At 63.3% G+C, this 20898-nt stretch carries 24 protein-coding genes; 8 read left to right on the top strand and 16 right to left on the bottom strand.

Annotation, left to right across the window (positions count from 1 at the left end; translation table 11 throughout):
- From C1D09_RS24175 to C1D09_RS24165, 3 genes are all read right to left on the bottom strand, one after another.
- Nucleotides 1-331, bottom strand: a 331-nt coding sequence (locus C1D09_RS24175; protein WP_143976622.1) for a hypothetical protein, incomplete at its 3' end; no start/stop codon positions are given.
- 9 nt (nucleotides 332-340) lie between these two features.
- Nucleotides 341-667: an ElaB/YgaM/YqjD family protein gene (locus tag C1D09_RS24170; protein WP_143976621.1), complete on the bottom strand. Its 327-nt coding sequence runs from the start codon at nucleotides 665-667 to the stop codon at nucleotides 341-343.
- Between the two features lie 125 nt (nucleotides 668-792).
- The gene (locus C1D09_RS24165; RefSeq protein WP_143976620.1) at nucleotides 793-1554 is read right to left on the bottom strand and encodes a Crp/Fnr family transcriptional regulator; all 762 of its coding nucleotides are present in this window, start codon (nucleotides 1552-1554) and stop codon (nucleotides 793-795) included.
- Nucleotides 1555-1763: 209 nt separating this feature from the next.
- Between C1D09_RS24165 and C1D09_RS24160 the strand changes: the two genes are divergently transcribed.
- Complete coding sequence (locus tag C1D09_RS24160; RefSeq protein ID WP_425463428.1) at nucleotides 1764-2084, top strand: response regulator; 321 nt, start codon at nucleotides 1764-1766, stop codon at nucleotides 2082-2084.
- A 33-nt stretch (nucleotides 2085-2117) separates the two neighbouring features.
- On the opposite strand, the gene C1D09_RS24155 is transcribed toward C1D09_RS24160, so the two are convergent.
- Nucleotides 2118-2669, bottom strand: a complete 552-nt coding sequence (locus C1D09_RS24155; protein ID WP_027053983.1) for an RNA polymerase sigma factor — start codon at nucleotides 2667-2669, stop codon at nucleotides 2118-2120.
- A 3-nt stretch (nucleotides 2670-2672) separates the two neighbouring features.
- Nucleotides 2673-2876: a NepR family anti-sigma factor gene (locus tag C1D09_RS24150; protein WP_019861594.1), complete on the bottom strand. Its 204-nt coding sequence runs from the start codon at nucleotides 2874-2876 to the stop codon at nucleotides 2673-2675.
- 223 nt (nucleotides 2877-3099) lie between these two features.
- Here C1D09_RS24150 and C1D09_RS24145 point away from each other — a divergent pair, with 223 nt between their 5' ends.
- The 6 genes from C1D09_RS24145 to C1D09_RS24125 all read left to right on the top strand — a co-directional run bounded on the left by C1D09_RS24145 (nucleotide 3100) and on the right by C1D09_RS24125 (nucleotide 6684).
- A complete protein-coding gene (locus C1D09_RS24145; RefSeq protein ID WP_143976619.1) occupies nucleotides 3100-3894 on the top strand; it encodes a response regulator in 795 nt (264 codons plus the stop codon).
- 329 nt (nucleotides 3895-4223) lie between these two features.
- Nucleotides 4224-4388, top strand: coding sequence for a DUF1328 domain-containing protein (locus C1D09_RS24140; RefSeq protein WP_010911886.1), 165 nt, complete (start codon nucleotides 4224-4226; stop codon nucleotides 4386-4388).
- A gap of 188 nt (nucleotides 4389-4576) precedes the next feature.
- Nucleotides 4577-5611: a sensor histidine kinase gene (locus tag C1D09_RS24135; RefSeq protein WP_143976618.1), complete on the top strand. Its 1035-nt coding sequence runs from the start codon at nucleotides 4577-4579 to the stop codon at nucleotides 5609-5611.
- Nucleotides 5612-5723: 112 nt separating this feature from the next.
- Nucleotides 5724-5900: a hypothetical protein gene (locus C1D09_RS33270; RefSeq protein WP_167514726.1), complete on the top strand. Its 177-nt coding sequence runs from the start codon at nucleotides 5724-5726 to the stop codon at nucleotides 5898-5900.
- Between the two features lie 129 nt (nucleotides 5901-6029).
- Nucleotides 6030-6356 (top strand): hypothetical protein, encoded by a 327-nt coding sequence (locus tag C1D09_RS24130; RefSeq protein WP_143976617.1) that lies wholly within the window; start codon nucleotides 6030-6032, stop codon nucleotides 6354-6356.
- Between the two features lie 82 nt (nucleotides 6357-6438).
- Nucleotides 6439-6684 carry a YMGG-like glycine zipper-containing protein gene (locus C1D09_RS24125; RefSeq protein WP_095772156.1) on the top strand — a complete coding sequence of 82 codons (246 nt, stop codon included), beginning with the start codon at nucleotides 6439-6441 and terminating at the stop codon, nucleotides 6682-6684.
- A gap of 99 nt (nucleotides 6685-6783) precedes the next feature.
- Here C1D09_RS24125 and C1D09_RS24120 read toward each other — a convergent pair whose 3' ends face one another.
- The 4 genes from C1D09_RS24120 to xylF all read right to left on the bottom strand — a co-directional run bounded on the left by C1D09_RS24120 (nucleotide 6784) and on the right by xylF (nucleotide 11918).
- Nucleotides 6784-8424, bottom strand: a complete 1641-nt coding sequence (locus C1D09_RS24120; RefSeq protein WP_143976616.1) for a CHASE domain-containing protein — start codon at nucleotides 8422-8424, stop codon at nucleotides 6784-6786.
- A gap of 150 nt (nucleotides 8425-8574) precedes the next feature.
- Entirely contained in the window at nucleotides 8575-9387 is an 813-nt protein-coding gene (locus C1D09_RS24115; protein WP_167514727.1) for an ATP-binding cassette domain-containing protein, read from the bottom strand.
- Nucleotides 9388-9401: 14 nt separating this feature from the next.
- Nucleotides 9402-10733 (bottom strand): sugar ABC transporter permease, encoded by a 1332-nt coding sequence (locus C1D09_RS24110; RefSeq protein WP_143976615.1) that lies wholly within the window; start codon nucleotides 10731-10733, stop codon nucleotides 9402-9404.
- 144 nt (nucleotides 10734-10877) lie between these two features.
- Nucleotides 10878-11918, bottom strand: a complete 1041-nt coding sequence (gene xylF, locus C1D09_RS24105; RefSeq protein ID WP_019861602.1) for a D-xylose ABC transporter substrate-binding protein — start codon at nucleotides 11916-11918, stop codon at nucleotides 10878-10880.
- Nucleotides 11919-12191: 273 nt separating this feature from the next.
- On the opposite strand from xylF, the gene C1D09_RS24100 reads away from it, so the two are divergent.
- Nucleotides 12192-13442 carry an ROK family protein gene (locus C1D09_RS24100; RefSeq protein WP_143976614.1) on the top strand — a complete coding sequence of 417 codons (1251 nt, stop codon included), beginning with the start codon at nucleotides 12192-12194 and terminating at the stop codon, nucleotides 13440-13442.
- Nucleotides 13443-13454: 12 nt separating this feature from the next.
- Here the strand turns inward: C1D09_RS24100 and phoB are convergent, their stop codons facing one another.
- The 7 genes from phoB to C1D09_RS24065 form a co-directional block, all read right to left on the bottom strand.
- Nucleotides 13455-14144 (bottom strand): phosphate regulon transcriptional regulator PhoB, encoded by a 690-nt coding sequence (gene phoB, locus C1D09_RS24095; RefSeq protein WP_010911896.1) that lies wholly within the window; start codon nucleotides 14142-14144, stop codon nucleotides 13455-13457.
- A 19-nt stretch (nucleotides 14145-14163) separates the two neighbouring features.
- Complete coding sequence (gene phoU, locus C1D09_RS24090; RefSeq protein ID WP_010911897.1) at nucleotides 14164-14871, bottom strand: phosphate signaling complex protein PhoU; 708 nt, start codon at nucleotides 14869-14871, stop codon at nucleotides 14164-14166.
- Between the two features lie 25 nt (nucleotides 14872-14896).
- Nucleotides 14897-15700 carry a phosphate ABC transporter ATP-binding protein PstB gene (gene pstB, locus C1D09_RS24085; protein WP_010911898.1) on the bottom strand — a complete coding sequence of 268 codons (804 nt, stop codon included), beginning with the start codon at nucleotides 15698-15700 and terminating at the stop codon, nucleotides 14897-14899.
- Nucleotides 15697-16548, bottom strand: coding sequence for a phosphate ABC transporter permease PstA (pstA, locus tag C1D09_RS24080; RefSeq protein ID WP_143976613.1), 852 nt, complete (start codon nucleotides 16546-16548; stop codon nucleotides 15697-15699). Before pstA ends, pstB begins: the two co-directional genes overlap by 4 nt.
- 3 nt (nucleotides 16549-16551) lie before the next feature.
- A complete protein-coding gene (gene pstC / locus C1D09_RS24075) occupies nucleotides 16552-17535 on the bottom strand; it encodes a phosphate ABC transporter permease subunit PstC (protein WP_143976612.1) in 984 nt (327 codons plus the stop codon).
- A 66-nt stretch (nucleotides 17536-17601) separates the two neighbouring features.
- A complete protein-coding gene (gene pstS / locus C1D09_RS24070; protein WP_143976611.1) occupies nucleotides 17602-18657 on the bottom strand; it encodes a phosphate ABC transporter substrate-binding protein PstS in 1056 nt (351 codons plus the stop codon).
- Nucleotides 18658-19181: 524 nt separating this feature from the next.
- The coding region (locus C1D09_RS24065) for a response regulator (protein WP_143976610.1) at nucleotides 19182-20898 on the bottom strand (1717 nt) is incomplete at its 5' end.

The raw sequence follows: 20898 nt of genomic DNA, 5'->3' as shown, positions 1-20898 counted from the left end.
GCACGGCGAGTGCCGCCGTGATGCCGATCGCCTTCATGTCGGCGCTGCGTCGCTTTGCCTCGCGGCGGGCACGAGCGCCCGACGTCAAACGATGGACCAGGACAATGAGCCCGGCGATCACCAGAAAGCCGACACCGAAGCCAAGCGCGGCGGCAAACGATCCATAGCGGGCGGCGGCCCAGACATAGGCTGCCCCGACCAGGAAGCCGAGACCGCACAATGCCGCCATAGCGGCAATCGCATAGACGATGGCCGCCGTACGTGCTCGACGTATGGCGGCCACGGTTTCACCCGAGGCGAAACCCGAGAGCAGGGAGGCCAGAAGTCCCATTTTGAGGAACTAGCGGCGTGCGAGCAGCGCGAAGAAGAAGCCGACGCCGGCGGCGATCGCCAGCGACGTCACCGGCTTTTCGCGGACATTTGCCAGCAACTGCGCCTCGATGTCCTTGGCGCTGCCGCGCAGGCTGTCGAAGGCGGCTTCGCCCTGTGCACGCAATTGCTCGACGCCCTCGGTGGCCGCGCGGCGGGCAGTGCCATAACCGTGCTCACCAGTCTTGGCCAACTGCTTGGTGAGCTTGTCGATATCGGCCTTCAACTGCCTGATGTCGGCTTCGAGGTCCGAATTCGCCCGCGCCTCGTTGACGGTCTTTCCTGTGGCGGCTGCCATTGCTTAACTCCTTGTGATTGCTCGATTTCAAACGCGCCTTGCGTCTCAAGGTTCCGGCATCCTGGCAAACTAGCCGAAAACACGCGCGTGCGCACCAATCGTCAATCCGTTGCCGGACGCGCGTCTCAGATCAGTGGGCGGCGCCCCTCGCCCAGCCCTTCCCACCCGGCGAGCTGCTTGAGCCCTTCCGCATCGACGACCTCGCATCCACCATCCCGCCAGAGGATTAGCTTGCGATCCATCAGTTTGCGGATCGTCTTGTTGGTATGGACCAGCGAGAGGCCGAGCGTATCGGCTATATGTTGTTGCGTGATCGGAATCTGGATGGATTGCTTGCCGTTCAGCCCCACGACCTTGGCACGGCTGCCGATGAAGGCGATCAGATAGGCGGCGCGCTCGATCGCGCTGCGGCGGCCGAGACTGAGCAGGTTCTCATCCAGCATGCGTTCTTCGCGCGATGCGATCCAGGTGATGTCGTAGGCGAGGCCCGGATGGTTGCGGTAGAGCTCATGCAGGCTGTCGCGCTCGAAGACGCAAAGCAGCATTGGCGACAAGGCCTCGACGGAATGCTGCATTTCCCCCATGACGCTGCCTTGCAGGCCGATGAGATCGCCGGGCATGAGATAGTTGAGGATCTGTCGGCGACCGTCGGGCAACAGCTTGTAACGGAACGCCCAGCCGGAAAGCACCGTGTAGAGATGGGCGCTGTGGCTTCCTTCCACGAGGACGGTGGCGCCCTTGTCGACCGCCAGTTCGCCCTTCTTGAAGGTGCTGATAAAGGCCAGTTCCTGCTTTTCGAACTCGCGGAAAACCGGCAAGGGCCGCAAAGGACAATTCTCGCAAGGATACTGCCGACTGGATAGGGTACGCCCGCTCTGGCCTGGCATTTCGACCCTCTTCGAAAGCCTGCCGGTCAGCAGGGTGTGCCTAAACGTTTTGCCTGGATCGGAGTTCCGCGGTCGGGGCATGTCTTTTTTAAATGACAGCGCACCGAATTGCGATCATGACTCGCAGCGTTTCAAGGAGCGAATTGCCCGTGCCCCATTTGCTTGACGGATTGCGAATTCTTGTCCTGGAGGACGAATTCCTCATCGCCATGGATGTCGAGCAGCTCTGCCGCGACCACGGCGCCGGCGAGGTGGTGGTTGCCCGCGACCTGGCCGAGGTCGATGGCCGAAAGGTCGCAACGCAATTCGACGCGGCCATCGTCGATCTGATGCTGGGCGGCACCTCGACGCTCGAATTCGCCGCCGGCCTGCGTGAAACAGGCGTGCCTTTCGTGTTTGCCTCCGGCTATTCCGATGCGGACGAGATCAAGGCATCCTTTCCAGGGGTGAAGCTGGTCACCAAGCCCTATTCAGGCAAAGATCTCGTCGAAGCGGTGGCGCAGGCCTATGGACGCGGCTCGCCAGGGTGAGATCGATCCGGGTTCCGCTACCCGGATCCCACGTCAATGCGCCGCAGTCCCCGTGACCTGGGCCGAAATCGCATCGGGACCGTATTCGTCCTCGCCGGAAATCTTGAGGATCTCCTGCAGGCGCGTGCGCGCCCTGCTGACGCGGCTCTTGATCGTTCCAACCGCGCAACCGCAGATTTCAGCGGCCTCCTCGTAGGAAAAGCCCGATGCGCCGATGAGAATGATGGCCTCGCGCTGGTCTTCCGGCAACTGCTCGAGAGCGCCGCGAAAATCCTTGAGATCGAGTTGGCCGTGCTGGGCCGGATGCACCGCGAGCCTGGCCGTCATGATGCCGTCGCTATCCTGCACTTCGCGGCCGCGTTTGCGCATCTGCGAATAGAATTCATTGCGCAGGATGGTGAAAAGCCATGCCTTGAGGTTGGTGCCGGGCTGGAAGCTCTCATGCTTGTCCCAGGCCTTGACCAGCGTTTCCTGAACGAGGTCGTCGGCCTTGTCGGCATTCTGCGTCAACGACACGGCAAAGGCCCGCAAGCTCGGGATCGCCCCAAGCAGATCGGCCTTGAAGCCTTGGGAGACCGCTGCCATGCCTCAGTCCTTCTTCTGCGCGGGTTCGGCCTGTTCCAGTTGGCTGAGCAACTGGGCAAAGCGATCCGGCACATCGTCGGAGACCAGCTCGTCATAATATTGTTTGAGTTTGCGTCCGATTTCGGAGTTGGCGCCGAGTGGGTCACCCACACCGTTCCGACGCCTGCCCTCGGCGCCAGCCAAAATATCTTTCGTCATGTCCTTCATTTCGCCCTTATATTCCCAGCACTAGGCCGCTTATACTCAACTCAATACAAGGCAAGCGGCACCCTCGTCTGGTTGCCCATCCCGACCCCCCAACGCTGTTCCCCGCTTTTCGTTCCATATCGGCCGGAACTTTTTCAGAAAACCCGCGTTGTGTTGGCGGGGCTTGCAATCGGCCTGACCTGCAATCTGGGCAATCGCGTCATACTGAGGGAGACGTCTTATCATGAGTTTATCCGCCACCATCGCACCGCACCTGCCGTTCCTGCGCCGCTTCTCGCGCGCCGTCTCGGGATCGCAAGAGAGCGGCGACGCGCTGGTCGCCGCGATGCTTGAGGCCATCATCGCGGATGTCGACATCTTCCCTGAAGCATCGAGCGACCGTATTGCTCTGTACAAGGTTTTCGCCAAGCTTTTCACGTCCGTCGCCATCCGCGTGCCGCAGGAGCAGGCCCAATCGGCGTGGGAACAGCGTGCCGCCGCCAATCTCAACGCCATCGCGCCCCTTCCGCGCCAGGCGTTCCTGCTGGTCGCCGTCGAAGGTTTCAGCGAGGACGAGGCGGCCGAGATCCTCGACGTCGGCGGCCAGCACTTCTCCGAGCTGCTTGCCCAGGCAAGCAACGAGATTTCCCGCCAGGTGGCGACCGATGTGCTCATCATCGAGGACGAACCGTTGATTGCCATGGACATAGAGGAGATGGTCGAGAGCCTCGGTCATCGTGTCGTTGGAACCGCGCGCACGCACGCCGAAGCGGTAACGATGTTCGGCAAGACGCGGCCGAAAATGGTGCTGGCCGACATCCAGCTCGCCGACGGCAGTTCGGGCATCGAGGCGGTCAACGAGATCCTGTCGTCAACCTCCGTGCCGGTGATCTTCATCACTGCCTTTCCCGAACGCCTCCTGACCGGCGAGCGCCCCGAACCGGCCTTCCTGGTGACCAAGCCGTTCAATCCCGACATGGTCAAGGCACTGATAAGCCAGGCGCTGTTCTTCGACCGCCAGGCGAAGGCCGCCGCATAGGTCGCTGCCTTTCCAGCCGGGAAAGCCGAACAAAGCCGCCCGATGCGATGCGTCGGGCGGTTTTTTTTGGCAAACCGGACCCCATCAGTCGCGAATTTCGAGGCACTTTGCCGCGAGCACTTTCACCGTTTCACGGAACCGTCGAGTTGCTCTAACTTGTTGTTTTGGCGCAATTCCCAAGGAAACGCGCCACGCGCTTCCCGGGAAAACCGCTCACACTTCTCCTCGAATTGATCTAACGGTTTGCAACCCATCGCCTTTTTCGGCAAAGGGTGGAACAAACCGCACCCACCCACGTTTTCCCTGCAGCATTCGGAAGGAGATGAACCATGCTTTACTGGGCGCTCGTATTTCTCGTCGTGGCGATTATCGCCGGCGCGCTTGGTTTCGGCGGCATCGCCGGTACATCGGCCGGCATAGCGCAGATATTGTTCTTCATCTTTCTGGCCTTCTTGGTCATTTCGCTCCTGGCCGGCCTGTTCAGACGGGCTTGAGGGCGAACATTTCTCCAAGCGAACACTGGAAGCCGCACCCCTCAAACGGTTTCCAGCCACCGCCGGGCGGTATCCTGCAAGGGAGATCGTCCGGCGGGCCGTTTTAGGGGGCCGGTTCCCGGAAATTCTATTTGGGAACCCATTTCAAAGTGAGCCGTTCAGCCTGAGTTGGGTGGACAGATCGACCGATGGGTTCCAGTACCGCAGATAAGACGCACGGCGGACAGAGCGACGAAGTCATCGCCCTGCATCCGGCCGAAAGTGGCATGCAGATTGGCCGGGCTCTCCTCCACGCACTGCACAATGCCGGCATTTCCGTCCTCTATCAGGATCGCGACATAAAGACCGTCTGGGCCCGCAACATGCGCGCGCCCTGGAGTTCGGACAGCTCCGACGGCAATGGCATGTTGTCGGCGGCACAGGCCGATCGCATCAGCACCGCCAAGCACGATGTGGTCGCCACCGGCAAGCCGGAGCGCCTTGAGATCAGTGTTCCGGTCGAAAACGGCGTCCGCTGGTTCCAGGTTTGGGTCGATGCCGACCGGGGCGACGCCGGCGACGTGCAAGGTGTCGTCACCACAATTGTCGAGACGACCGAGCAGAAGCGGCGCGAACAGACGCTGACCACGCTGCTGCGCGAGGTCAGCCACCGTTCGAAGAATTTGCTGGCGATCATCCAGAGCATCGCGACGCAGACCGGTCGCTATTCCGACGGTATCGGCGATTTCCTCACCCGCTTTCGCGGCCGGCTGCAATCGCTCTCCTCCTCCCAGGATCTGGTGACATCCTCCAACTGGCGAGGTGCGGCCCTTCATGAACTGGTGACCAGTCAGGTCAGTCGCTATGGGACCAACACAGCGCACAGCCTTCGCCTCAGGGGCGCCAACCCCTATCTCAATCCCAATGCCGCGCTGCATATTGGCCTGGCGATGCATGAGCTTGCCGTCAACTCGGTCAGCTACGGCGCCCTGTCGCGGCCGGATGGATTCGTCGAAGTAACCGCCGATCTCAACATCATCGCCCCTGGCGAGGTTACACTCTCGCTGACATGGGCCGAAGCGATAGGAGCCAATGGCGGCCGGGAGAGTCCAAAGCGTTTCGGCAGCATCGCGCTGGAGCGGGTGGTGCCGGCATCCCTGAGCGGAACCGCCAGCCTCGACATCGCCGACGGCCGCCTTGAATACCGTCTTGTGGTCCCGCACGCCAATTTCGAGACGCTGTAGGCGGCCGGCTGCAACCAACGATTCTTAACCGGCTGTTCACCATAAGGGCCGATGCTGTTTTACCCAGATGCCGCTGCGATCCGCTGGTTGCGGCACGGTATGGGAGGAATGCTTGACGGTCAGCGACATGAACAGGATGGAACAGGCTGCCCGTGTTTCGATGGGCGAATTCCAGGATCCCGAGGCATCCGCGCAGCCGCTTACCTCGCCGCGTGACGCATTGCTGTGGGGCATCGTCCTGGCTGCGGCCTCGACAATTCTCCTCATCGCCATATTCCAGCTGACCTGACCCAATCCCCCTGCTTGCAACGGTGCGCTGTTAACCGTTTGCAGTGGCGGCATTATTCGCATGTCACCCCGACCGCCCAGGAACTTTTGGCCGATATGGGCCGTTGTTGTGGCGAGAGGACATGTCGCCATGGAACACATCGCCGCATTGTTGCTTGTCATCGGCTGCAGCAACTCGATGACCGATTGTCGTGAGCTGCAGGTGCCGGTGAGCATTTTCGAAACGGCCGACCAATGCACCGCCGAACGGCCGTTTGCCATGGGCGACGTGCAGGGGCAGGCGCAGCGCATCGTCGCCAGGTGTCTCGCTGTCGATCCAGCACTTGAGGATGACTACGACCAGGTCGTCTGGAAGGTGCGTCCAGACGGGAGCCTCGAGGCCTCTCTTGCCATTTCCGGCCTCGTCATGGCATCGAATGCGGTGCGCCCAGAAAAAGACTATCTTAGCCAAGAATAAATTCGCGCGGCAAAGGCCGTCATTTCATGCTAAATGGCTGTTGGAGCTTACCAAAGTGTGGACACAAGTGAGGAGTGACTCAATGCGGAAGATGATTATTGCCATGGTTGCGGTGGCCGCGCTCAGCGGCTGCACCACGACCGAACAGGACGTGGTTGGCGGCGGCTTGATTGGCGCCGGCGTCGGCGGTCTGGTCGGTGGCGGCAAGGGCGCGCTGATCGGTGCGGCTGTCGGTGCCGGTTCCGGCCTGCTGGTGCGCAACCTGCGCAACGGCTATTGCCAGTATCGCGATCATCGCGGCCGGATTTATACGGCCCGCTGCAACTGATTCGGCGACAGTCGAAACTTCGATCCGGAGGCCGGTCCGCCGGCCTCCGGATTTTGCACGTATGGGCGTGCGCTTTGCTGTCGACCTGACTGGTGGCTGTCAGCCGGTCAGCGGAATCTTGATTTCCACCTTCAGACCATCGGCCTGAAAATCACGCTTGATGGTGCCGCGCAGTTCGCGCGTGACGTTAAGGTCGATCAGCTTGGTACCGAATCCGGTCTCGGCCGGCGCCTCGACTTTTTTCTTCCCGGCCTCCCGCCAGTTCAGCGCCAGTGTCCGCTCCCGCCCGCGCCCTTCCACCGACCACTCGACCTTGAGCGCCCAGTCGCTCCTGAGCGAATTGGCGGAATTGCCGGCTTCGCCATATTTCAGCGCATTGGTCGCCAACTCATGGAAGGTCAGGCCGAGCGCCTGCGTCGTCGTCTCGTCGAGCAGCACCTCCGGGCCCGACAACAACCCCTCGGGTAGATCCTTGCCAAACACCTGGCCAAGCTCGATGCGCAGCAGGTCGGCGAGATCGGCCTTCTGCCAGCGCGAGCGCGTTAGCATGTCCTGGGAGGCGGCCATCGCTTGCAGCCTGGCCGAAAAAGACGCCGAAAACTCGTTGACGTCGGTCGCCCGCGACGCCGTCTGCCGCGCGATCGCCAGCACCCGGGTGATCGAATTCTTGATGCGATGCTTCATCTCCTGCAGCATCAGATCCTTTTCGAGCAGGCTTTTCTCGGTCGTCTCGTGCAGGCGCGAGGCCGCCTCGTAGGCGCGCTCCTGATAGCGCGCCACCAGCGCGATGGCGCCCGCCGCGAGCAGGCCGAACAGCCCCAGCATCATCGGGATGGCGCGCGACGACGGCTGCGAGAAGGCGCTGGTCGGCCGGAACAGCACGGTCCACGGGCGGCCGGCCACCGTGATCTTGCGCGTGACCAGCAGCCGGTCGCCAAAGGCGGAGGCCGGCGGCGTCTCCGACCGGAACAAGAGATTGTCGCCGCTCACCGCGCCGTCGTAGATCTCGGTGTTGACCGGCAGCAGCGGCGCGCGGCTGAGCGCGATCTGAAACAGATCGCTGGCCCGGAAAGCCGCGTAGAGAAAGCCCGCTGTCGTGGATCGCGATGCGTTGATGACCTCCGGCGCTGTTTCGACGTTCAGCCGCACGAAAACCAGGAAGCCGGGGAAGGTCTGTTTCGCCCCTGTGCCCTGGCCCAGTTGCACCAGCCCGCTCGCGTGCTGCTGGTCGTCGGCCATCGCCTTTTCGATCGCCGCGCGCCGCACAGGTTCGCTGAACATGTCGTATCCGATGGCAGCCTGGTTGGACGGATCCAGCGGCTCGAAGAGCATGATGGGCGTGCGCCAGGGCTGCATCGTGTCCGGGTAGACCGGATGGCTGGCGCCAAAATCGTGCAGGATGTCGCGTTCGACCGCGGCCTCGTCGCCCGTCTTGACGAGCCTGAGGAATCCGATGCCACGCAGGCCGGCGAAATTGTTGTCGATGTCCAGCGCGTTGAAAAACGCCTTGAACTCGCTCTGGGAGATATCCCCATTGCGGGCGTCGAACAGGGCCTGTGTCGATCGCAGCAACGACAAATGCAGGTCGATACGGCTCTCGATCCGGTTGAGGGCGTCGTCCGCCGCCGCTTCGAACTTGATGCGGGAGGCCTCCTGCGTCGCGAAATAGGCGAACCCCGCCATGGTCATGCTGATCAGCGCTACGGCGATGAACGCAACGATTGGAAAGAGCTTCTTCAACGGATGATGCGGTCCATGAGCAATACCGGACCTTTATGGGCAAGTCGTCAGGCCAACACAATGGCAAGGCCAAGCCATCGCGATCACTGGCATATCACGTGAGCGGCAAGCGGCCGTGCCGATCAGCCTATTTCGGGCCGTCGGCAGGCCTCAGGCGGCGATCTTCAGCGCGCCCGGCCCGGGGATGGCGCCCGGAGGACATTTGCCCAGGATGATCATGCCGAGCACCTCGTCCTGGGTGACATCGGTGGTACGAGCGGTGCCGACGACCTGGCCGTTCTTCATCACGCAGACCCGGTCGGCCAGCTCGAAGACATCGTGGATGTCATGGCTGATCAGGAAGATGCCGATACCATCGGATTTGAGCTGCTTGACCAGTTCGCCGACTTGCGCCGTCTCCTGCGGACCAAGAGCTGCCGTCGGCTCATCCATGATCAGGATGCGGGCGTTGAACAGGATCGCGCGCGCGATCGCCACCGACTGGCGCTGCCCGCCCGACAGCTTGATGACCGGCTCCTTGAAGCGCTGGAAGCGCGGATTGAGCCGGCCCATCACCTTGCGCGCCTCGGCCTCCATGGCAACGTCGTCGAGCGTGCCCCAGCCGGTCATCAGCTCGCGGCCGAGGAACAGGTTGGCGGCGGCGTCGACATTGTCGGCCAAGGCGAGCGTCTGGTAGATGGTCTCGATGCCGTATTTCTTGGCGTCGCGCGGGTTGGAGATCGAAGCCTCCTCGCCATTGACGAAGATCTGGCCGGCATCGCGCTTGTAGGCGCCAGACAGGATCTTGATCAGCGTCGATTTGCCGGCGCCGTTATGGCCGAGCAGCGCCACGACCTCCCCGGGGAAAAGATCGATCGAGGCATCGTCGACGGCGCGGATTCCGCCAAAGGCGATCGAGATGTTGCGCATGTCGATCAGCGGCGTGCCCATCGGGGCAGTCGCGGGAGCGATTTTGTCGGCCATGGTCGTCTCTCCCCCTAAACCCGCTTGCGATAGACGGTGTCGAGCCACACGGCGACGACCAGCACGGCGCCGACGACGATGCTCTGCAGCGGCGAGTCGATGCCGAGCAGCACCATGCCCGACTGCAATGACTGCATCAGAAGCGCGCCCAGCATGGCGCCCATCACCGTGCCGGAGCCGCCGGCAAGCGACGTGCCGCCGATGACGGCGGCGGCGATGACCAGAAGCTCGTCCAGCGTGCCCAGCGCATTGGTCGACGCGTTGAGCCGGGCCGACGAGATCGCCGCGCTGACCGCGGCCAGTACGCCCATGATCATGAACACCTTCATGGTCACCCAGCGCGTGTTGATGCCGGCGAGTTCGGCCGCCTCCGGATTGCCGCCAATGGCGAAGACATAACGGCCGAAACGCGTGCGCTTGGTGATGAAAGTCATGATGATGCCCACGGCCACCGCCATCAGCACCGGTATGGCAATGCCATGCGCGATGTACAGCCCGCCTTCGGGAACGGTAATGCCGTTCTGCTGGGCGTACTGGCGCACGATGCCGATCGGCCACGGATAGGAATTGGCGATCCAGACGGCGCCAAGGATAGCGGCGCAGGCAACCACGCCAAGCAAGGTCTCGGCCCAAACGGGGCGCAGCGGAAAGTGGAACCGCTTGCGCTGCGACCTGCCGTTGAGCAGCAGGAAGGCGACCGCCACGCAGGCGACGACACCGACGATCCAGCTGGCGGTGGCGCCGATCGAGCCGCGGGGTCCGCCGCCCATCAGCTGGAAGGTCGTATCGAGCGGTGCGACCGTGCGCCCGCTGGTGATCAGCCATGCCATGCCGCGCCAGACCAGCAGGCCGCCCAGCGTCACGATGAAGGCCGGAACCTCCATATAGGCGATGATGAAGCCCTGGAACGCGCCGATGAGGAGACCAAGCGCCACGCCCGCCGCCAGCGCGATGATCCAGAGCCAGGGGTTTCCAAGCTGGAAACCGACGACGCGGATGAGGAACTCGGCCTGCGCCACGCCCATGATCATGCCGATCACGCCTTCGACGGATCCGACCGAGAGGTCAATGTTGCGCATGACGATGACCAGCACCATGCCGGTCGCCATGATCGCGACCGACGAGGTCTGCACCGACAGGTTCCACAGATTGCGCGGTGTCAGGAAAAGCCCGCCCGACAATATATGGATGCCGACCCAGATGACCAGCAGCGCGCCGACCATGCCGAGCATGCGCGTATCGAGCTCGGTAGCCTTGAGGAACCGTCCGACGGCGCTGAGTTCGGATGCACGGGCCCTGTCCGCTGCAGTGCTGCCGACCGGTTGATTAGAGGTCGTGTCGGTCATGCTATCCTCCCACCGGTTTACCGTCTGGCGCGGATACCGAACATGGATGCTATTTGCTTTCCGCGGTCATTTGAAGCGGGAAGCCCCTTGAGAAACGCCGCGGCTTTTGGGCCGCGGCGTCGATATCGAACGGTATGGCGCCGTTTAGTTGCAGGCGGCGACGCTGCCGGCGGCGACGCCCGCGCAGACTTCGTCCTTCTTGATCCAGCCGGCGTCGATGACGACGTTGAGATTGTCCTTGGTGATGGCGACCGGGGTCAGGAACAGCGACTTGACGGTGTTGCCGCCAGGCGTCGTGAAGTCCTTCACACCGGCGATATCGGTCATCTTCTTGCCGTCGGCCAGCTGCGAGGCGATCTCGGCGGCGTTCTTGCCGAGTTCGCGCGCGTCCTTCCACACCGACACGGTCTGGGTGCCGAGCGCGATACGGTTCAGCGCGGCATGGTCGCCGTCCTGCCCCGAGACCGGCACGGTGCCGGCAAGCCCCTGCGCCGTCAGCGCCGCGACAACGCCGCCGGCGGTGCCGTCATTGGCCGCGACGACCGCGTCGACCTTGTTGTCGTTGGCGGTCAGGAACTGCTCCATGTTCTTCTGGGCGTTGGCAGGCAGCCAGCCGTCGGTATAGGCCTCGCCGACATTCTTGATCTTGCCGCTGTCGATGGCAGCCTTGAGCACTTCCATCGAGCCTGCGAACAGGAAGTCGGCATTCGGATCGGCGCCCGAGCCCTTGATGAAGACATAGTTGCCTTCCGGCTTGGCCTTGAACACCGCGCTGGCCTGCAGACGACCGACTTCCTTGTTGTCGAAGGTCAGGTAGAAGACGTCCTTGTTCTCGATCAGGCGGTCGTAGCCGACGACCGGAATGCCTTCGTCCAGCGCCTTCTGCACGGCCGGGCCGATGGCCGAGGCATCCTGGGCCAGGATGATCAGCGAATTGGCGCCCTGCGAGATCAGGCTCTCGACATCGGTAAGCTGCTTGCCGGGATTGGACTGCGCGTCGGCGGAAATGTACTTGTCGCCGGCGGCCTCGATCGCCTTCTTCATGGCGGCCTCGTCGGTCTTCCAGCGCTCTTCCTGGAAGTTGGACCACGAAACGCCGATGACCTTGTCCTTCGCCTGCGCGACCGAGGCCAGCGTCAGCGACATGGCGACCCCCGCCAGGATGGCGGCCGTGAATCTCTTCATGATATTCCTCCCTGCGCCGCGTATGGCGCGACCAAACTGGCCCTAAGGCCGGCACAGAGGCCCTATTTTTTCGAGCCTCGAAAAAACACTGATCCAACACCGGAACGCTGTCAACAACGATTCCGATGGATTTTGATGTCCCTCTGAATTTTTTTCGAGCTTCGCAATAAATAAATGACAGCACAGGCCGCTTCTGCCAGTATTTGACCGTGTCGCCAGTAGCGTTCGAGGGAGGACCGGAAGAACCGCGGCGACCGGGAGGATGTGAAGGACATGTCGGTCGGAATCCGCCACGACGATCTGCGCCGGCGCAACCGCGCGATGGTGATTGCGGCCGTGCGCCGGGCCGGCCGGCCCTCACGAACCGAGATCGCGGCGACCACCGGCCTCAGCCATTCGACCATATCGGCGATTTCCTCCGACCTGATCGGTGAAGGCATCCTGGCCGAGGGCAAGCCGAGCGAGGCCGGCGCGCTGAAACGCGGCAGGCCGCAGGTCGGCCTCGGCCTCAATCCGGAGGCCGCGGCTGTGATGACCGTGGTGCTGTCGCTGAATTTCCTGTCGGTCGCCGTCATCGACTATGCCGGCCAAGTGATATCGGAAGAACAGCGCCGGCTGGACACGCTGACCATGTCGCGCGAGGCGCTGATCGGCGAATGCGTGGCCATCGTGCGGCGGCGCCTCGAGGATCCCGACATCGACGTGCGCAGCGTCGCCCGCATCGCGCTGGCGATCCAGGGCATCACCGACACCAAGGCCCGGGCGATGCTGTGGTCGCCGATCACGCCGCAGACCGACATCGCCTTCGCTGACATACTCGAAGCCGAGTTCGGCATCCCCGCCACCATGGAAAACGATTGCAACATGATGGCGGTGGCGCTGCGCTGGCGCGATCCCGAGCGCTACCGCGACGACTTCATCGCCATCCTGCTTTCGCACGGCATCGGCATGGGGCTGGTGCTGAAGGGCGAGCTGTTCACCGGCACCCATTCCTCGGGCGGCGAGTTCGGCCACATGATCCATCGGCCCGGTGGCGCGCTCTGCCGCTGCGGGCGGCGCGGCTGTGTCGAGGCCTATGCAGGCAACTATGCCATCTGGCGCAATGCCAGGCAGCTCAGCGAGGACACCGAGCCGGTGGCTGATGTCAGCGACGCGCAGATGCGGGCGCTTGCCGCGACGGCACGGGAACGGGCCGGGCCCGAGCGCGAAGCCTATCGCAAGGCCGGCGAGGCACTTGGCTACGGCCTCGGCAGCCTGTTCGCGCTGATCGATCCCGCGCCCGTCGCCATGGTCGGCGTCAGCGCCGCCGCCTTCGACCTGATCGAGCCGGCATTGCGCGAGGCCATCGCCCAGACCGCCGGTGGCCAGCACTCGGAATCGATCTCCTTCGACGCCGAACCCAACGAACTGCCGCTGATCCGCGAAGGTTGCGCCATGCGCGCTCTGACCTTCGTCGACCAGGAGATTTTCGCGCCGGGCATGCAAACCAAGGCAGGCCCTGCCGCGAAGAAGAATGTCGCCTGAATCAGGTCGTGCTCAATCCTCGCGGATTGCGTAGCCCGCCCCACGAATGGTGCGGATGACGTCCGGCATGCGGCCATTGTTGACCGCCTTGCGCAGCCGGCCGACATGCACGTCCACGGTGCGCTCGTCGATGTAGATCGTCTCGCCCCACACGTTGTCGAGCAGCTGGCTGCGCGAGAACACGCGGCCGGGATGGCGCATCATGAATTCGAGCAGGCGGAATTCGGTCGGCCCGAGCCGGATCTCGCTCTTCTTGCGGTAGACCCGGTGCGATTCACGGTCGAGCACGATATCGCCGACCTTGAGCACGCTGGACAGCACTTCCGGCTTGGCGCGGCGCAGCAGCGCCTTGACGCGAGCCATGAATTCCGGCGTCGAGAACGGCTTGACCAGATAGTCGTCGGCGCCGGTGGAGAGGCCACGTACACGGTCGCTTTCCTCGCCTCGCGCGGTCAGCATGATGATCGGCAGCCGCTCGGTCTCGGGCCGCATTCGCAGGCGCCGGCAGAGTTCGATGCCGGACACCGCCGGCACCATCCAGTCGAGCACCAGGAGGTCGGGCACGTTCTCCTGCAGGCGGATTTCGGCTTCGTCGCCGCGTGTCACCACCTCGACCTGGTAACCCTCGGATTCCAGGTTGTAGCGGAGGAGCACGCCGAGCGGCTCCTCGTCCTCCACCACCATGATGCGTGGTGCGATCATCGATTGGTCACCCCTGCGCTCAGGCCGCCGGCGCCGACATCGCCGTCTCGTCCTGTTTTGGACGGTTGGCGGGCAGTTGCGTGCCGGTCAGGACATAGTACGCATTCTCGGCGATGTTGGTCACGTGGTCGCCGATGCGTTCGAGATTCTTGGCGCAGAACAACAGATGCGTGCACGCCGTGATGTTGCGCGGATCTTCCATCATATAGGTCAGCAGTTCGCGGAAGACGGAGGTGTATTTGACGTCGATGCGCTCGTCGTCGGCGCGCAGCTTCGCCAGTGCCGCGGCATCGCGCGCCGCATACTCCTCGATGACGCCCTGTACCTGGATCAGCACCAGCTGCGCCATGGCGTCGATGGAATGCGACAGGTCGCGCGGCGTGGCGCTGAGCCCGACAGTGCCGACGCGCTTGGCGATGTTCTTGGCAAGGTCGCCAATGCGTTCGAGGTCTCCGGCCATGCGGATCGAGCCGACGACATGGCGCAGATCGTCGGCCATCGGCTGGCGCTTGGCGATCAGCGTGATGGCGCGGTCGTCAAGTTCGCGCTGGCGCGCATCCATGATGGCGTCGTCGGAGACGACGCGCTGGGCCAGAGCATTGTCGGAGTTCAGCAGCGCCTTGGTGGCGCCGCCGACCATCGAGCCGGCAAGGTCGCCCATGTCGCTGATCAGCCTGCTGATCTGTCCGAGATCCTCGTCGAAGGCTGCGACTGTGTGTTCGGCCATGATCCTGGTCCTCGTATGCGTGCGATCAGCCGAAGCGGCCGGTTATGTAGTCTTGCGTGCGCTTCTCGCGAGGCGACGTGAAGATCTTCTCGGTGCGGTCGAACTCGACCAGTTCGCCCAGATACATGAAGGCCGTCTGCTTCGAGACGCGCGCCGCCTGCTGCATGTTGTGGGTGACGATGACGATCGTGTAGTCGGCCTGCAGCTCGTCGATCAGTTCCTCGATCTTGGCGGTCGACAGCGGGTCGAGCGCCGAGGCCGGCTCGTCGAGCAGGATGACCTCCGGCTTCACCGCCACGGTGCGGGCGATGCACAGCCGCTGCTGCTGGCCGCCCGACAGGCTGAGGCCGCTGGCATTGAGCTTGTCCTTGACCTCCGTCCACAGTGCTGCGCGCTTGAGCGCCTGCTCGACACGGCCGTCCATCTCGGCCTTGCTGATCTTCTCGTAGAGCCTGACGCCGAAAGCGATGTTCTCGTAGATCGACATCGGGAACGGCGTCGGCTTCTGGAACACCATGCCGATCTTGGTGCGCAGCAGATTGAGGTCCTGCGAGCGGTCGAGAACGTTCTGGCCGTCGAGCAGCACCTGGCCCTCGGCGGTCTGCTTGGGATAGAGCTCGTAGATGCGGTTGAAGACGCGCAGCAGCGTCGACTTTCCGCAACCCGACGGGCCGATGAAGGCGGTGACGCTGCGCTCGGGCAGCGACAGCGTGATATCCTTCAGCGCCTTCGACTGGCCGTAGTAGAAGTTGAGGTTCTTGACCTCGATCTTGGCCTTGGTCACCGCCTCGGCGGCGATCGTCATGTCTGGAGACAACATCTGGCTCATTTGTCCTCTCTGCGTCCGGTCAGGCTGCGCGCAAAGATGCTGAGCGCGAGAACCGTCAATGTGATTATGAGTGCACCGGTCCAGGCCAACTGCTGCCATTCCTCATAGGGGCTGAGAGCGAACTGGAAGATGGTGACGGGCAGGCTGGCCATCGGCGCGTTGAGATTGCTCGACCAGAACTGGTTGTTCAGCGCCGTGAAAAGAAGCGGTGCGGTCTCGCCGGAGATGCGGGCGATGGCCAGCAATATGCCGGTGACGATGCCCGAAAGCGCGGCACGATAGGCAACCGAGCGGATGACCACCCAGCGCGGCGCGCCGATCGCGGTGCCGGCTTCGCGCAGGGCGTTGGGCACCAGGTTGAGCATGTCCTCGGTGGTGCGCACGACGACGGGGATGACCAGGATGGCGAGTGCCACGGCACCGGCGATCGCCGAGAAGTGCCCCATCGGCCGCACCATCAGCTCATAGACGAACAGGCCGATGATGATCGACGGCGCCGACAGCAGGATGTCATTGATGAAGCGCACCACTGTGGTGAGCTTCGAGAAGCGGCCATATTCGGCCATGTAGGTGCCGGCCAGCACGCCGATCGGCGTGCCGACGATGATGCCGATGATGGTCATCACGATGCTGCCGTAGATGGCGTTGAGCAGGCCGCCGGCGTCGCCGGGCGGCGGCGTCATTTCCGTGAAGACCGAGAAAGAGACGCCGGCCAGGCCCTTGTAGAGCAGGGCGCCAAGGATCAGCGCCAGCCAGGCAAGGCCGATGCCGGCGGCGACGACGCACAGCGTCATCATCACGCCGTTCTTGCGCTTGCGGCTCTGGTGAAGCGATGCGGCTGTCGACATCGGTCAGGCTCCCGTGCGGGCGTCGATGCGCATCAGCATGTAGCGGGCGATGGCAAGGATCAGGAAGGTGATAACGAACAGGATGAGGCCGAGCGCCACCAGCGAGGAGGTGTAGAGATCGCCGACCGCTTCGGTGAATTCGTTGGCGATGGTCGCCGAGATGGTCGTTGCCGGCGCAAACAGCGACGTCGAGATGCGGTGCGCGTTGCCGATGACGAAGGTCACCGCCATCGTTTCACCGAGCGCGCGGCCGAGGGCGAGCATGATGCCGCCCATGATGCCGATGCGGGTGTAAGGAATGACGACCCGGCGCGTGACCTCCCAGGTCGTGCAGCCGATGCCATAGGCCGATTCCTTCAGCACCGACGGCACCGTATCGAAGACGTCCTTGGTGATCGAGGTGATGAAAGGCAGGATCATGATGGCCAGGATCATCGCCGAGGTCAGCAGGCCGATGCCATAAGGAGGGCCGGCAAACAGCCCGTTGAGGCCCGGAATGCCGTGGAACACGCTGATGATGAAGGGCTGCACCGTCGTCTGCAGAAATGGCGCCAGGACGAACAGGCCCCAGATGCCGTAGATGATCGAGGGGATGCCCGCCAGCAGTTCAACCGCCATGCCGATCGGACGCCGCAGCGGGCGCGGGCAAAGCTCCGTGAGGAAGATGGCGATGCCGATGCCGAGCGGCACAGCGATCAGGATGGCTATGGCCGAGGTGATGATGGTGCCGTAGATCGGTGCAAGGGCGCCGAACTTCTCCGTCACCGGGTTCCAGCTTTCGGTGGTCAGGAAGGAAAAGCCGAAGGTCGACAGGGCTTGCCAGGAACCGGCAACCAGCGAGATCGCAACGCCGCCGAGCAGGACCAGCACCAATATCGCGGCGGCGCGGGTTGTCGCGTGGAAGATTGCGTCGGTCAGCGCGAACCGGCGAACGGTGGCATCTCGCGAACTTCTAACGGCTGGCAAGGCTTCCTGGACAGCGCTCATGGCAAGCTCGGCTCTTTCAGTTGAAGGAAAAGGAGCGCCGCGGGCGCGGCGCTCCTTTGGAGGATGTTACTCGCCAACGTAGACCGGCTTGCCGCCGGCCTGGATGTCGGCCTTCCACGAAGCCTTGATCAGGTCGACGACGCTGTCGGGGATCGAGACATAGTCGAGCGCCTTGGCGGTTTCCTTGCCGTCCTTGTAGGCCCAGGCAAAGAACTTCAGGGCTTCGCCGGTGGCAGCGGCATCATCCGGAGCCTTGTGGATCAGGACCCAGGTGGAGGCCGCGATCGGCCAGGTGGTGTCGCCGGGCTCGTTGGTGATGATGACGTTGAAGTTCTTCGCGCCCTTGAAGTCGGCATTCGAAGCGGCAGCGCCGAAGGATTCGAGCGACGGCTCGACGACCTTGCCGGCTGCGTTCAGCATCTTGGAGTAGGACAGGTTGTTCTGCTTGGCATAAGCGTATTCGACGTAGCCGATGCCGCCATCCGTCTGCTTGACGGTGTTGGCCACGCCTTCGCTGCCCTTGGCGCCGACGCCCGTCGGCCATTCGACGGCGGTGTCCGAACCGACCTTGTCCTTCCAGTCGGGCGAGAGCTTCACCAGATAGTTGGTGAAGTTGAAGGTCGTGCCCGAGCCGTCCGAACGATGCACGACGGCGATCGCGGTCGACGGCAGGGTGAGGCTGGGGTTCAGCGCCTTGATCGCGGCATCGTCCCAAGTGGTGATGGCGCCGAGATAGATCTGGGCGAGCGTCTTGCCGTCGAGGACGAGTTCGCCCGGCTTGACGCCGGTCAGGTTGACGATCGGCACGATGCCGCCCATCACCATCGGGAACTGCACGAGGCCGTTCTTTTCCAGATCGGCGTCGGACATCGGCTTGTCGGTGGCGCCGAAGGTCACGGTCTTGGCGATGACCTGCTTGATGCCGCCGCCCGAACCGATCGACTGATAGTTGAGGCCGATGCCGGTGTCCTTCTTGTAGGTGTCGGCCCACTTGGCGAACACCGGATAGATGAAGGTCGAGCCGGCGCCGGAAAGGTCCGCTGCGATGGCCGACGAAAGGGTGAAGGTAGACGCCGTAGCCATTGCGATCGCAACGGCCGCCGAGCGGATGAAATGTCTCATGTGGCCTGCTCCTGTTCGGAAGATGGTCTCTCGGCGCCATTGCTAACCAGCGCCCGCTGAGGCCAATAGCCTTGGATTATTACAGTCGCATGACAGTTTCGTGTCAGCCCGGTAACGCGTCGCCGGCACTGCAAAAGGCGGTCGCGTCGAATGGCCGTGGCCTGATCCGAGTTTGCGCCCGGAATCAGGGACTTGAGCCATCCACCGGCCGGAGCCGCCGCCGGATTCGGCGGGGCTTGATCGGATGAAGAAAATCCGGACGGGAGCGCGTTGCTCAAGGCCAGAGCGTGTCATGGCCGGGCCATCGCCAAAAACAGGTCCGTTGGGGTAGGTTGACGCTGTTTGTTGCCGGCGGTCGCTGCTCCCGCCCGTAACTGCAAGGGCGAGATTCGATTTTGCCATTGTTCCGGCTCGGCGCCGCCTTTGGTATGGTGCGATCGCACCATAGGCATTGCACGCAGGGGTAGCAGCAGAACCGGCGATTGATTCCCTCGGCTTGCGACTTGGAACCGGACGACGCCCAACTATCCCGCGTTGCGCTGGACTTGGCGGCCCGCGCCGAGCCAGCGCTCGACTTTCTCCAGCAAGGCCCTGGGACTGATCGGCTTGGGCAGATAATCGTCCATGCCCGCCTCCAGGCAGCGTTCGCGATCGCCCTTGAGCGCATGCGCGGTCACGCCGACGATCGGCACATGCGTGCCGGTTTCCTGCTCCAGCCGGCGGATCGCGGCGGTCGCCTCGAGCCCGCTCATCTCCGGCATCGAGACATCCATCAGGATCATGCACGGACTGAGCTTGCCGAAAGCGTCGAGCGCCTTGCGGCCGTTGCCGACGATCTCGAAACCATAACCGGTCTCGCCAAGGATCTGGGTGAAGACCATCTGGTTTACCTCATTGTCCTCAGCCACGAGTATATCCAGCCTGTGCCCGTCGCCGCCCGTGGCGGGCAGCCGAGGCCGAACCGGCGGCGGCTGCAATTGCGCGCGTTGTTCGGACAGCGCCAGCGGCGGCGGCCGGGGAGCATCGGGCGCTCCGGCCGCAAGCGGCTGGACGGCGTGGCTGTCCGTGGCGTGGCGATGGCGCTGGATGGTCGCCACCAGCGTCTCCAGCAGCACCGAGGAGCGCGCCGGCTTGATCAGCTGGGCGTCGATGCCGAGATCGCGGTAGCTGGTGTTGGCGAGCGACTGGTCGACCGAGGTCAGCATGATGATGGGGGTGTCGGCGAGGCCATCGGTGCTGCGCACGATGCGCGCCATTTCGGCGCCGCTCATTTCGGGCATCTGGTAGTCGAGCACGACGCAATCCACAGGCACGCCATAGGCGGCGGCCGCGATCAGCACCTTGAGGCCCTCCGCGCCGCTTTCGGCCGCGCAGGAATCGAACGTCCACGAGGTCATCTGCTCGGTCAGGATGGCCCGGTTGACGGCGTTGTCGTCGACGATCAGCACGCGAGCGCCCGTCACGTCCACCGGCATGATGCGCTGCCCGCTCTGTCCGGCCCTGGGCAGCGTCACGGTGAACCAGAAGGTCGAACCCTTGCCCTCGGCGCTCTCGACGCCGATGGTGCCGCCCATCAGTTCGACCAGCCGTGAGGTGATGGCAAGGCCAAGCCCGGTGCCCTCGTGCCGCCGGGTCGAGGAGGTGTCGACCTGGCTGAATTTTTCGAACACCAGCTTCAGTTTTTCCTCGGGGATGCCGATCCCGGTGTCGGTGACCGAGATCGTCAGCCTGGTTCCGGTCGGCACCCTCTCACCGGTCACGTCGACCAGCACATGGCCTTCGTCGGTGAATTTCACCGCATTGCCGACCAGATTGGTGACGATCTGCCGGATGCGGCCGACATCGCCGATGAACAGGTTTTCGAGCCTCGGCTCGACACGCACGATAAGTTCGAGGTCCTTTTCCTTGGCGCGCGTCGACACCAGCGTCGCCACGTCCTCGATCGCCTCGGCAAGGTTGAAGGGTGCCGGATCGAGCACCATCTGGCCGGCATCGATCTTGGAGAAATCCAGGATGTCGTTGATGATGGTCAACAGCGCGTTGCCCGACTTGACGATGATGTCGGTGAACGTCTTCTGCTTGGGATCGAGATTGGATTTGGCCAGGAGTTCAGCCATGCCCAGCACACCGTTCATCGGCGTGCGGATCTCATGGCTCATATTGGCGAGGAATTCCGACTTGGCGCGGTCGGCGAGCACGGCACGCCGGCGTGCCTCGCTGAGCTCCGCCTCGCGCATCTTC

The organism is Mesorhizobium intechi (assembly GCF_002879535.1).
Lineage (GTDB): Bacteria > Pseudomonadota > Alphaproteobacteria > Rhizobiales > Rhizobiaceae > Mesorhizobium > Mesorhizobium intechi.
This window is presented reverse-complemented; position numbering and strand designations above follow the sequence as displayed.